Below are 13,838 nucleotides of genomic sequence, written 5' to 3'. Positions count from 1 at the left end.
CGTCCGGCAGGGGCTTATTATTTTTAACATTATTTCTTTCTTATACTTATCAACAAACGAAATTCAGACAAAATAATTAAGGTCTTCTCTTTTCGGAAGTTTTCGCCAGCACTACGTGCCCTAAACCTAATCTCCTGTGTATCGTTTCAGACTGATTTTTATAATTATTGATAGATTTTTAAAACTTAAATAATTTACCTAAATAAATTTCTTTAAAAATAATTTATGATGTGAGAATATGTAAATTTATCAGAATTCGTTTTTAATCATGAAATTAAATTTTATATTTGAATAAGGAAGATGTGCTAATTACCCAAATTATACAAGTCTTCAGGTGTAAAAAAGAGTTGTAGCGCAATACAATAATTTATTCAAATATAGTCAGTGAAATACGGAGAATTAGACGATAATTATCTACTACAACGGCTGGCAGATGGTGATGGAACCGCTTTCCGGGAAATTTACCTACGCTACTGGCAACGCTTGTATACGGTGGCATTTCGTAAGACTAAATGCCGGGAAACGGCAGAAGAAGTTGTGCAGCAAATTTTTGTCCGGCTCTGGGAAATGCGTGCAGGAACCACCATCGAAAACCTGTCCGGCTACTTGCACACAGCTGTTAAATATTCAATTATTGCCCTATACCGGGAAAAGTTATCGGATGCCCGTTACCAGGAACACGCAAAGGTTTTTCAAAACCAGTACGACCGTTCTACTGAAAAGGAAATTGCCCTGCAAGATTTAGTACAGGCAATTAATTCTGGGGTAGAGCAGATGCCAGCTAAAACACAGCAAATTTTTTCACTTAACCGCCTCGAAAATCAATCGGTAACACAAATTTCTGAAAGCCTGAAATTGCCCTCCCGCACCATAGAATATCATATCACCCAAGGAATGCGCTTGTTAAAGTTGCATTTAAAAGATTTTGTTTCCTTTTCCCTGGCTGCTCTTTCGCTGCTAGTATAGAACTATTTCCGCTTTATAAACTTTCATGGATTTATACTGCTAAATAACTTTTAAGATATAAATTTTAAAAGAATATGCAATTGCTTTTGCGGAAAAGTTCGGCCAAATCTACTTCTATATTATAAACCTATTTTAGAGAATGCTGCAACCATCGGACCGGGTACCGCCGAAAGAATTTGCCCAATTATTACAGAAATATGCCGACCAGCAGTGTACCGAAGCCGAAAAGCAATTGGTAGAAGAATGGTATGAAGGTTTGGGAGAAGAATTATCGCCCGCCTTTAGTGCAAAAGATTTAAAGTTGCAGGAGGAAGCCCTGTGGCAAAAAATAGACGCTGCATCTGTAAAGGCATTACCTGAAGGCAAAGTTATTAGTTTTAATACTGGTGTCAGTTATCTTAAGTTAGCCGGCGTTGCAGCTAGTCTTTTAATATTGGTGGGCTGCTTCAGCCTGTTCCGGGCCAATCAGAATCTCTTTAAACACCAGAAGAATAATGGTTTTGTTACGGTTGAAAATCACACATTTCCCGACCAATTGATCCGATTACCGGATGGGAGTCAGGTTGCGCTGAAAAAAGGAAGTAAGCTTCGTTATGATTTTAAGAACGATAATCGAAGAGAAGTTTTCCTGGTTGGTGAAGCTTTTTTTGCAGTAACCAAAAACCCGAACCGCCCTTTTGTGGTGCATACAGGTAATATTTTAACCAAGGTGTTGGGTACCAGTTTTACGGTGAAGTATGCTGGTGGCGAAAACCAGGAGGTAGAGGTGCAGGTTAAAACCGGCAAGGTAGCGGTAACCCAACAAAATGCAAAACCCGAAGATTCAAACGAAAAAGCATTCCACCAATCAGAGGTATTGCTTTCTCCGAACCAACGCGCAAAGTTTAACCCACAAATTAAGCAGTTTACGGTACAACTGGTAACCACTCCGGCTATTCTTAATAATGAAAAGTCATCTTCAGAAACCTTTTTATTTCGGGAAACCGAATTGCATTTAATAACCCAAAAGCTGGAAAAGGCTTACGGCATCCAGATTATCCTTCCAGAAAATTTACAGCATTGTCCGTTAACTGCCGATTTAACCGAAGAAGATTTTTACGCCAAATTAGACCTGATTTGCGAAGCCTTACAAGCTGAATACGAAATCAGGGGAACCCGCATTTACCTCTCGGGTAAGGGTTGCGAACTTTAATTATTACTCGCCAAACAAAGACTAACCAAAACTAAATTATTCATGAAAAAATTATTTCCACCACCTAAAACCCAACCTACTACCATGCGCCTGGTGTTATTTTACTTTATTATGCTGCTAACGGCAGCGCAGGTTAGTGCTGCCAGCGGGCAAGCGCTGCTTCAGCAAAAAGTAAACCTGCAAGTCGAAAATCTGGAAGTCCGGCAGGTGCTAACCCAGTTGGAGCGCCAGACCAACGTTAAATTTGTTTACAGCTCCAGAATAATTCCGGCCGATAACAAAGTAACCCTTAATACCAATGGCCAGAAACTGGCGGATGTATTGGGTATGCTTTTCCGGCCGCTCGGGGTAGCCTATAAAGTTTCGGGCCAGCAGATTGTGTTAAGTAAAAGCAATGGGGCCGAAGTTTCAACGGTTAGTAAGCCGGATTTAGAATTGCTGGTTACCCAGGCTTTAGCCGTAAAAGATATTACGGGTAAAGTAACCGACGAAAAAGGGGAGGCCTTGCCGGGTGTAACGGTACTGGTAAAAGGAACCACCATTGGTACCGCTACTAACGCCGAAGGTTTGTACAATATTAGTACGCCCGAAGGCGCCCAAACCTTAGTATTTTCTTTTATTGGCTTTATCACCAAAGAAGTAGCCGTTGGCAATGCCACCAACTTAAATGTAACCTTGGCGGCCGATGCCAAAGCTCTAGAAGAAGTGGTGGTAGTAGGCTACGGCGAAGTGAAAAAACGGGACCTGACCGGCTCGGTGGTTTCGGTGAAAGGCGAAGAAGTTACCAAAGTGCCCGTAACTACCGTTACCGAAGCCTTGCAGGGTAAAGTGCCGGGTGCCGATATTACCCGCAGCAACGGTTACGCCGGCGCGGGTCCCAGCATTCGTATTCGCGGTAACCGCTCCATTGCCAATCCGGGTTCTTCTAATAATCCTTTGTACATTGTAGATGGCGTGCAGGGAGTAAATCCTTCGGTTATCAATCCCAACGATATTGAGTCTATTGAAGTCTTGAAAGATGCTTCTTCTACGGCTATTTATGGGTCACGCGGCGCTAACGGCGTAATTATTATTACTACCAAAAGAGGCACCAGCGATAAACCTCGTTTTAGTTTTAACTCTTACGCGGGTATGTCGGAAGTGGCTGGTTACGGCAAATACATGACCGGACCGGAATATGTGGCTTTCCGGCGCGAGGCTTACCGGGCAGCAGGTAACTGGAGCAGCCCGGCCGATGATCCTAAAATATTTAATGCGCCTTTACTCGAAGCCATTGAGAAACAACAATATGTGAGCTGGCCCGAGCTGTTGATTAATAATGGTTTTCAGCAAGATTACCAGTTGGGTATTTCGGGTGGCTCAGAAAAAACCAAAGTATATTTTTCCGGCAATTATTTCAACGAAAAAGGCATTCTGAAAAATGATGAATTTAAGCGTTATACCGGCCGGTTAAATATTGACCAAACCATTAACAAATGGTTGAATGTGGGGATGCAAACGCAGGTATCTTACAGCGACAATGACCGCCGGCGCGACCCTTTTAACGTAGCCTCCAAGGTGGCGCCTCTAGGTTCGCCGTACGATGCGGAAGGTAAATTAATATTTTTGCCGGGCTTTGGCAGCCAGGTAAACCCGCTGGCCGATGAACAACCCGGCGCCTGGAAAGAAAACCGGGAAATTATGACGGGTACGTTGGCTACTTACCTGGAAATTAAGCCAGCCAAAGGCTTAAATATTCGAACAACTTTTGCCGCCACCCTCACTGACACTGACCAGGGCCATTTTAACTCTAAGTTCACCATCGACGGTAAAGGGGCAACTTCCCGCTCTGAAATTACCAACGCCAAAAATAAATTTATTAGCTGGGAGAATATCGTTACCTATAACAAAGAAATTAAAGACCACGCGTTTACGCTTACCGGCGTTACCAGTTATTTATCTAACGTTAATTTCTCGGATTACTCCGGCGGTAATAACCAGCTCCTCGAAAGTCAATATTATTACAGCTTAACTGGTGCCGCGCAGAATATGTACATGGGCAGTGCTTATTCCCAGTCTAATCTGGTTTCGTTTACCGGCCGCTTAAACTACAGCTTAAAAGGCAAGTACCTGCTTACCCTTACCGGCCGCAGCGATGGATCTTCTAAACTGGGCGAGGGCAATAAATGGGCCTTTTTCCCTTCGGCGGCTTTGGGCTGGCGCATCATCGACGAAGATTTTATGCAGGGCCAACAGGCGCTAAGCGAATTAAAGTTGCGGGCCAGTTACGGTATTTCGGGTAACGATGTAATAAATCCGTATGTAACCCAAAACTCCCTTTCCCAAATTCAGTTTTCTTATAACGATGCCACCCCGGCCATTGCTTATGGTTTAAACCCCACCATTGGTAACCCCAACCTGGATTGGGAAACTACTGCAACCGTAGATGTTGGCTTGGATTTCGGCATCCTGAAAAACCGCATTTCCGGTACCCTGGACTACTACGATGCTTACACACGCGATTTAATATTTCCTTTATCGCTGCCGCTTTCTACCGGGGTAGCTACCGTGTCGCGGAATATTGGCAAAACCCGTAACCGGGGCGTTGAATTAGGCCTGACCACGAACAATATTACTACGCCAGATTTTACCTGGTCTACTAATTATACTTTCACCAAAAACAAAGAAGAAATTGTAGACTTACCCAATGGCAACGTAATTGATAATGACTATCGCCGGTCTTTGATTACAGGCCAGCCAGCCCAGATTTATTACGATTACAAAAAGCTAGGTATTTGGCAGCTTAACGAAGAAGCTGAAGCGAAGTCTTTTGGGGCGAAACCCGGCGAAATAAAAGTAGCCGATTTGTCGGGACCAGACGGTATTCCGGACGGTAAAATTACAGCCGCTGATAAAACTATTATTGGCACCACGGTACCTAAGTGGACCGGCGGTTTAAACAATAACTTCCGTTACAAAGGTTTTGACCTGAACGTGTTCTTATACGCCCGGGTAGGCCAATGGGCTTCTTCGGATTATTACGGCAAATATCGCCGCAACGGCCAGGACAACAACCCCCGTGTAGATTACTGGACCCCGGAAAACCCGACCAACGCTTTCCCTAGCCCGCATGCGACGGATACCTATAATTATATTACCACTACCACTTTGTACGAATCGTCTTACATGAAATTGCGGAACGTAACCTTGGGCTATACCTTACCAAAGGCTATTTCTACCCGGTTTAAAGTAGATAACCTGCGGATTTATGTTTCAGGTAAAAACCTGTATTCCATCAGCGACTTTAAAGATTTTGACCCGGAAAGCGAAGGCATCACCGACCAGCCCCTGAACCGGCTGTATGTGGGTGGTATAAATATTACTTTTTAATTTAAAAGACTTACCTCAAATGAAAAGATATATGTTAAAAGCAATGCCGCTGGTTTTTGCCGCCGCGGTATTCGCATCCTGCGAAAGCAAACTAGAAGAATATAACCCCAGTGGTATCACGGCCGAGAGTGTGTACAGTACGCCGGCCGGTTTAGAAGCCGCCGTTAATGCCGCTTATACCTACCAGCGCGAATTGTACGGGAAAATTGAAGGGCACGGTTTAATGGAAGTAGGTACCGACATCTGGACCATTGCCGCCAGTGCCCAGGAACCGCAATTAGCTACCTACCAAAACCTGATTTCGGACCAGACCTGGATAAGATCAAAAATGTGGCAGCAATGTTATGCCGCTATTAATTTATCTAATACCGTGCTTACTAATTATTTGCCTACCGTTGATTTACCGGTGGCCCGCAAGCAGGTACTGGAAGGGGAACTACGTTTTTTAAGAGCTTGGTATTACTGGCATTTAGTAGAAACTTTTGGCCCAACACATTTTACCCTGGAGCCGACCAAAGGTATTAAAACTACGGCCAACCGCACCCCGGTAGAAACTATTTACGAGCAAATATTTCTGGATTTAAAATTTGCCGTAGATAATTTGCCGGCTACCACCACCGATTACGGCAGGGTAACCAAACCCGCTGCCGAAGCTTTTTCGGCCCGTATTTATTTAACGCGTGGTAAAAACCAGGAAGCTTTAGACTACGCCACCAAAGTTATCAATAGCTACAACTTTAAGCTGGTGCCCAATTACGCCGATCTGTGGAGTATGAGCAATTTGCGCAACTCCGAAATAATCTGGGCCATTAACCACTCCACCAACCTGGCTTACAATGGTGGCTCCAACAAAGCCAATACCATCTACGGCTTCGATTACAAAACCATGCCGGGCATGAAACAGGATATTCCGAATGGCCGGCCCGATACGCGCTACATGCCTACCCGCTTTCTGTTAGATTTATTTAACGAAAAAGACGATGCCCGTTTTGCCGGTTCTTTTAAACAAACCTGGATCTCGAATAACGCTGCCAATATTCCCAAATGGACGGCCGCCAATGCGCCGAACCCGAGTTTAATTGATCAACCCAAATTTAAGGTGGGTGATACGGCCATTTATATCAGCAAAAATGTAATAAGCGCCGCGCGCCGGAGCAAAACGCCTTACTCCATCTATGATATAAACGATATTTACAATGCCAACGGCCAGCCCAAAGATCGGTTTCATTATATTTCGCTCAAAAAACACGACGATCCTACGCGCCTGGCTGCTAACGAAGACCAAAGTTCCCGCGATGTATTTTTGATTCGCTTAGCCGAAATGTACCTGATAGCCGCCGAAGCCCAGCTAAACCTTGGTAAACCCGATATGGCTGCCCAATTTATTAATATGCTGCGTACCCGGGCCGCCTTGCCCGGCCGGCAAGCTGCCATGCAGGTACAACCCGGCGATATTACCCTGGATTTTATTCTGGATGAACGTGCCCGGGAATTTGCCGGGGAGCAAATGCGCTGGTTCGATTTAAAGCGTACCGGGAAATTAGTAGAAAGGGTAAAAAAATATAATCCCGATGCAGCACCCAACATCCAGGACTATCATACCTTGCGACCTATTCCATTAACGGAACTCAATGCCGTTACCAATAAAGAGGAATTTAAACAAAACCCGGGGTATAACTAAGAGACTTAAACAGGTTTGTAATAACTATTTTTTCTAATTGAATATTGGACTTTCGCAATAGCCGCCCTGGCTGTGTGTTTTTACCGGCCAGTTCTTTGGATTTAATAGTTATAACGGCAGGTTTTTACTTTTTTGCGAAAGTCCAATATTTAATTAGAAACTGTTTAGCATGTTATAGATTGGATGAGCCGTTGCCCTTGCTGCGTGTTTTTACCATAGGCATGCAGGCTAAGTGTTGCATTGAATTGCCCGGGTGCTTTAGCCCCGGGTTTTTGGCATCCCTGAATAAAGTCAGGGGCAATTTAAAGCCAAGAGATTGGAAAAAGGTGTATGTATTTATTCTTTTCTCTTGGACTGACGGATATGGTGAAAACACTACCCATGGCGCCAGGTGCTGTTCTAATTCAAAATTACTAAACAGCATAATTCTTAATAATTAGAAGCTTACTTCCTTAGGTTACTTAAATAAGGCATTTTCTGTCTTAACTAAATAATCGAAGGAAGTAAGCTTTTTTTTTAATTAACATTTTAATTATTTATATTTAAAATATTTATTTATATTTAAATTTTATACTGAGGCTGAAACTATTAGTCAAGCTTAAACGCAGAACTTAATTAATTATTAATGTTAAATCACCAGAAGTTGCTCCCTTCCTATGCTTTTGTTTTGAGGCTCCTAAAAACATTTTTATTAATGTTTGTTTTTGCCTTGCCTGCATTTCCTCAAAAAAATATTACTTACAAAGCTGATTGGAAATCGCTGGAAAAGCACCAGGAAGTCCCGGACTGGATTCGGGATGCTAAATTTGGTATTTATGCCCACTGGGGTGTATACGCGGTGCCGGCTTACAACAACGAGCATTACATCCAGCACATGCACAACGAAGCCGACTACGGCAAACTGGGCACCCACAAACGGCACGTGGCGCTTTACGGTCCGCTTTCAGAGTTCGGTTACCACGATTTTATTCCGCAGTTTAAAGGCGAAAAATTTAACGCTGACGAATGGGCCGATTTATTTTTGAAAGGCGGCGCCCGCTTTGCCGGTCCGGTGGCTGAGCACCACGATGGTTTTGCCATGTGGGACAGCGACGTAACCCCTTTCAATGCCAAGGACATGGGGCCGAAGCGCGATGTAGTAGGGGAGTTGGAGAAAGCCATCCGGAAACGCGGTATGAAATTTTTTACCTCGCTGCACCACGAACTGAACTACACCAACGTGAAAGTTAAACCCGGTTGGGAAGCCGCCGATCCGCAATACGCCAAATTGTACGGCTCGCCGATGCCCGCCAAAGAATGGCAGCAAATGTGGTTAGATAAATCATTGGAAGTCGTAAACAAATACCACCCCGATATTATTTACCACGATGCCTGGCTGGAACAGGTAGATAATGATAAACTTCGGACGTACCTGGCGCATTATTTTAACGAATCGCAAAAGCGCAATCAGCCCGTAACGGTAACTTACAAAGGAGATGATATTCCGGAAGGCGTGGCCATGGAAGACCACGAGAATTCCAACCCAGCGGATATCATGGCTAAACCTTTTTTAAGTGATTATTCGATTGGGACTGGTTTTTCTTTTTCCTGGGGTTATACCGAAGGCATGGAAATCCGGACCGATAAAGATATTATTCAGAAATTAATTGAGGTAGTAAGCAAGAATGGTCAGTTGCTATTAAACCTGTCGCCGAAAGCCGATGGTACTTTCCCGGAAGACCAGCAGCAGGTAGTTACTAAAATCGGCCGCTGGCTCTGGACCTTTGGCGAAAGTATTTACGAGACCCGGCCGTTCAGCGTAGCCGGGGAAACTACGGCGGGCGGCAAACGGGTGCATTATACCCGCAAAGGCAACACGATTTACGCTATTTTCCTGGATTGGCCCGCCGAAATAATTGGCGATAAAGTAACCAAAGATACCCAAGTTACCTTAGCCCAACTCACTAACAATAGTTTAAAAGGCCAGGTAAAATCAGTTAAATTGTTAGGATTGAAAAGCCTGGAAGAATGCCCGTTTAACCTTTCTGCCCAAGGCTTAGTCCTGACCATTCCGCAAAAAGCCAGGGTGCCTTCCGAAAGTGCCCAAGTATTCCGCATCGAGCTCCAATAGTCAAAATACACTATGAAAAAATATTCTGGTTTTACCTTTTTAATTGGTTTAGCGGCAGCAGTTGTTACCTTTATTCCGGTAAAGAAGGCTATAGCTGCTGTGCCGCTTAACCAAGTGCAGCAAGTTAAGGCCACTTGGCCTGCCGCTACTTTTCAGATTAGAACGCCGGGTTATCCTGCTTTTAAAACTGCTGATATGGGCCACCTTTTTGCTGGCCAAAAAAACTGTATTGTGCGCGTAGCCCCGGAATTAAATGGTTTAACTGGGGTTAAAATGCCAGCCGGGTTTTACGAAAAAGGCGAAGATCAACCCTTGAAATTAAAGTTTAAGGAGCCGGTAAAATTGCTGCTGGGATTTTTCCAGGATAAAGCTAAGACCTTCCGGCAGCCTGGTTCGGGTGCTCAACTGGTACTGGATAGCGCTTTAACGGTAACTGGGTTGCCATCGGTAAAAGTTTATGCCGTAGCTTACCCGGCCGGTACCCATACCATTAATCCCGCTGGTAGCGGGCTTTTTACAGTGCTCGGAGTGGTAAAAGCTAATCAGCCTTTAACTTTCCGGAATGCCGGCTTACCCGATGGGCGGGGGTGGGAGCCTTTTATAGTGGAAGGATTTTACGACAATAAACCACTTTTCGATATTGTAGGCGGACCCGATAAACCCGTAGTGGAAGAAGGCATGCCGGGCACCGAAGGCATACAGGGTGGTTTTGAAGGCGGTGCCATGGTAAAAATTAAAGGTACTTACCACATGTTCCCGACGGAGCGCGCCGGCGAAAAAGAAGTGGAAGCTTATTACGACCGGGTGAAAACCCGCATCGGCCACTGGACCAGCCCCGATGCCATTAACTGGACCCGCCAATCTACCATTTACCAGGCCAGCGGCACCTACGCCCTCACCGAAGACGATAATCCGATGAACGACCGGCGCGGCGCTATCTGGTCGTATATGCCCATCTTTAACGAAGAAGCCAACCGCTGGTATGGTTATTATTTGGCTTACACGGTACACAAAGAAATAGAACCCAACCATTCTTTCGGGCGCATCTGGCGGGCCGAATCAACCATACCCGGAATAGATGGCATTGGCGGTCCTTACACCGATAAAGGTATTATTATGGAGCCTGGTTTGGATTCGCAGCCCTGGGAAGGCCGTCAGGGGGTAGCTTCATTTTTTCCTTACAAAGTAGGCGAAGAATGGCTGGGCTTTTACAGTGGCGCTTATCCGTTTAAAACCTGGGCCGACTACCCCAAAAAAACGGGCAAAGGCTGGTTTATTGGGTTGGCTAAAGCCGATAAAATGGAAGGCCCCTGGACCCGCCTGGATTCCACCGTAAACCCGGTAACCTCTATGCACCCCTGGTTTATTGAGAATCCCATTGTTAGTAAACTGCCCAACGGCCTGTATATTGCCGTTTTCGATGGCGGTCCGGATGGTTGGGGCCACCATTTACCCAATATGATGGGCTACTCCTTATCCAAAGATGGGTATACCTGGTCGGAGGCCCGGTATTTGCCGATTGAAACAAAAGTTAAAAAGTGGTGGGACATTATGCGCACGCCTTTAGGTTTAATCCCGGAAGGCAACAATGTTTATACCATTGTTTACGCAGCCATTGATTTAAAACGTCGTTATCACCCGATGGGCATGGTGCAGGTTAAACTTAACCCGGCCGTGTTAGATATGAAAAAACAGGAGCTGGAAAAAACGGCCATTCTAACCGGTGCTCAGAATCAAGCTAAAAAGTAAATAGCGGTTTTAGGTAATATTAAAATCAAAAATTCACTTTAGATAAATATTATTAATTGGAAATTTAAGAAAGCCAAAGCATTCCAATCCTGTCATTCAGGAGGAGCCTATTTATTTAGCAAGTAAATAAATAGGCTCCTCCTGAATGACAGAGGTGAGATCAAAAATTTTACAAAGTAATTGAAAGATTTTGGGGTAAACTCAGCGAATAAATTTGTCAGCCCCCCTTGTTTAAATAAAAACTCACTTATTAAAATGCCACAACTACCGCCAATATTTTCAATTAACGGGATAATACCAGCTAACAAGGCTTTTTATAAGTGGTATTTTGTAATTATTATTTGGAGTTTATTGCTGACTTCCTGTGGTAAATCACTAACCTCGCATGCGGTTAAAAAGCAAGATGAACTCCAAATATTTGATGTAACTAAGTTTGGTGCGGTTGGCGATTCGGTAACGGTAAATACCAAGGCCATTCAGCGGGCGTTAGATGAATGCTATAAAGCGGGTGGTGGTATTGTGCTGATTCCGAAGGGTGTTTATTCCTCGGGGGCGCTGTTTCTGAAAAGTAACGTGCATTTAAAGCTAGACAAAGAAGCCAAATTGCGGGCGGTAGCGGGCCTGGAGAACTTTCCGGAGCTTAAAAATACCCGCATTGCCGGTATTCACATGAACTGGCCTTCGGCGTTTATCAATGCCCTAAATGCTAATAATATTAAAATTTCCGGGGAAGGCACCATCGATGGTTCGGGTTACTATTGGTGGGAACCGTACTGGCAAAAACGAGCGGTGCTGGTCAAAACCGTACCCGGCGACTTAATTGACTGGCACGTTCCGCGTCCTCGCCTAATTCTCTTCGATAAGGTAACCGATTCGGAAATTTCTGGTTTGCGGCTGCAAAATTCAGGCTTCTGGACGGTGCATATCTGTTACAGCCAGAATATTCAACTAACTGATTTAAATATTTTCAACCCGGTACTGGAAGATGGTAAAAAAGCCGCTAGTACCGACGGCATTGACGTGGATTCCAGCCGGGATATATTCATCCGCAACTGCATTATTTCGGTGGATGATGATTGTATAGCGGTTAAGTCCGGTCGCGGCTCGGATGGCTTACGGGTAAATATTCCGACGGAGAATGTGGTGATAGAAGACTGCACTTTCCTGGAAGGTCACGGCGGCGTTTCCATTGGTACCGAAACGGCCGGCGGCATTAAAAATGTATTTGTGCGCAATTGTAAAGCCATGGGGAATAAAGCGCCCATTAAATTTAAACCTAGGCCGGGTAGGGGTGGGGTAATCGAAAATATTACCCACGAAAACTGGGAAATGGAAAAAGTAGGTACGGTAATAGATTATGCTTTGCGCGAGGTAAACGGAGATGATTACATTGATGAATGGCAAAAAATTAAAGTACCTTTTGTCGCGGCCACGCCCAGGTACCGGAATATTACTATTCGGCAGGTAAAAGCCAGCCAATCGGGTAAGGCCATTAGTTTTCTGGGCTGGCCCTTGGCGCACGCCGAAAATATTATAATGGAGAATATCTCTATCGAAGCTAAAAATGGTGCCCGTTTCCAGTACGTCGATAACCTGGTATTAAAAAATGTGGAGGTAAAAACTGCCGGCCAGTCTTTTGAATTTTTAGAAGTGCAAAATAAAATTCATATTCCCGGACCAATCAAGTAAAAAACGTTTAGCAAATTTGCCAGCGCACCAGATAAAAAATTAAGATGAAAACATTAGTTTGTACCTCTCCCGGGCAGTTCGAATACAGCCAGGAAGAAAGCCCAGTATTAACCGAAGGGAATGCTATTATAAAAATAAAGCGCATTGGCATTTGCGGTACCGATTTACATGCTTATGAAGGTACGCAGCCTTACTTTGAGTATCCGCGCATATTAGGGCACGAGTTGGCGGGTGAACTGGTGGAATTTGATGGCGCCGAAGGTTTTGCTATAGGAGAAGCCGTTACCTTTATTCCTTATTTTAATTGCGGCACCTGCATTGCCTGCCGTTCGGGCAAACCAAACTGCTGTACTTCTATAAAAGTTTGTGGCGTACATACCCACGGCGGTATGGTCGAATATTTATCGGTGCCAACTTATTCTTTGGTGCACGGTGAGGGTTTAAGTTTCGATGAACTGGCATTAATAGAGCCCCTGGCCGTAGGAGCGCACGGGGTGCGGCGGGCAGCGGTACAGCCCGGCGAATTTGTATTGGTGATTGGGGCTGGACCCATTGGTTTGGGCACCATGGAATTTGCCCGCATTGCCGGTGGAAAAGTGATTGCCATGGATATTAACGAAGCCCGCCTGCAGTTTTGCCAGGATAAGCTGCAAATACCCTACACGATTAATGCCCTTGACGCAAACGTTAGCGAAAAACTTGCCGAGATTACCAATGGCGACATGCCGACCGTGGTTATAGATGCGACCGGTAACCAAAAAGCCATTAACGGCGCTTTTAAATACATGGCACATGGTGCCCGGTTTGTGTTAATTGGCTTGCAAAAAGGCGAAATCAGCTTCAGCCATCCGGAATTCCATAAACGCGAAGCCACTTTAATGAGCAGCCGTAATGCCACCCGTCAGGATTTTGAACTGGTAATTGCCTCGATGAAAAAAAGGTTGGTAAATCCGGCCACCTACATTACCCACCGGGTTTTCTTCGACCAGGTAAAAACCGAATTCGAAAGATGGCTCAATCCGGCAACCGGCGTAATAAAAGCCATGGTAGAAGTGGAGTGAGTCCTTTTTTGAAAGCCACCC

The 13,838-nt window shown here is 44.8% G+C and carries 8 protein-coding genes; all 8 read left to right on the top strand.

The annotated features are described in order from the left end of the window. Nucleotides 1-384 precede the first annotated feature (384 nt). The 8 genes from AAE02nite_RS25240 to AAE02nite_RS25205 all read left to right on the top strand — a co-directional run bounded on the left by AAE02nite_RS25240 (nucleotide 385) and on the right by AAE02nite_RS25205 (nucleotide 13,817). On the top strand, nucleotides 385-966 hold the full coding sequence (locus AAE02nite_RS25240) for an RNA polymerase sigma factor (RefSeq protein ID WP_146905314.1): 582 nt from the start codon (nucleotides 385-387) through the stop codon (nucleotides 964-966). 139 nt (nucleotides 967-1,105) lie between these two features. Next, on the top strand, nucleotides 1,106-2,158 hold the full coding sequence (locus tag AAE02nite_RS25235; RefSeq protein ID WP_146905310.1) for a FecR family protein: 1,053 nt from the start codon (nucleotides 1,106-1,108) through the stop codon (nucleotides 2,156-2,158). 42 nt (nucleotides 2,159-2,200) lie between these two features. After that, nucleotides 2,201-5,527 carry a TonB-dependent receptor gene (locus AAE02nite_RS25230; protein ID WP_218033562.1) on the top strand — a complete coding sequence of 1,109 codons (3,327 nt, stop codon included), beginning with the start codon at nucleotides 2,201-2,203 and terminating at the stop codon, nucleotides 5,525-5,527. Nucleotides 5,528-5,546: 19 nt separating this feature from the next. Further along, a complete protein-coding gene (locus AAE02nite_RS25225; RefSeq protein WP_146905306.1) occupies nucleotides 5,547-7,208 on the top strand; it encodes a RagB/SusD family nutrient uptake outer membrane protein in 1,662 nt (553 codons plus the stop codon). 694 nt (nucleotides 7,209-7,902) lie between these two features. Next, nucleotides 7,903-9,318 (top strand): alpha-L-fucosidase, encoded by a 1,416-nt coding sequence (locus AAE02nite_RS25220; RefSeq protein WP_170252690.1) that lies wholly within the window; start codon nucleotides 7,903-7,905, stop codon nucleotides 9,316-9,318. Between the two features lie 12 nt (nucleotides 9,319-9,330). Continuing rightward, entirely contained in the window at nucleotides 9,331-11,067 is a 1,737-nt protein-coding gene (locus AAE02nite_RS25215; RefSeq protein ID WP_174762011.1) for a glycoside hydrolase family protein, read from the top strand. Between the two features lie 255 nt (nucleotides 11,068-11,322). Then, on the top strand, nucleotides 11,323-12,756 hold the full coding sequence (locus tag AAE02nite_RS25210) for a glycoside hydrolase family 28 protein (protein ID WP_146905300.1): 1,434 nt from the start codon (nucleotides 11,323-11,325) through the stop codon (nucleotides 12,754-12,756). 44 nt (nucleotides 12,757-12,800) lie between these two features. Then, a complete protein-coding gene (locus AAE02nite_RS25205; protein ID WP_146905296.1) occupies nucleotides 12,801-13,817 on the top strand; it encodes a zinc-binding alcohol dehydrogenase family protein in 1,017 nt (338 codons plus the stop codon). Nucleotides 13,818-13,838 lie beyond the last annotated feature (21 nt).

The organism is Adhaeribacter aerolatus (assembly GCF_007991635.1).
In the GTDB taxonomy this organism is placed as follows: domain Bacteria; phylum Bacteroidota; class Bacteroidia; order Cytophagales; family Hymenobacteraceae; genus Adhaeribacter; species Adhaeribacter aerolatus.
This window is presented reverse-complemented; position numbering and strand designations above follow the sequence as displayed.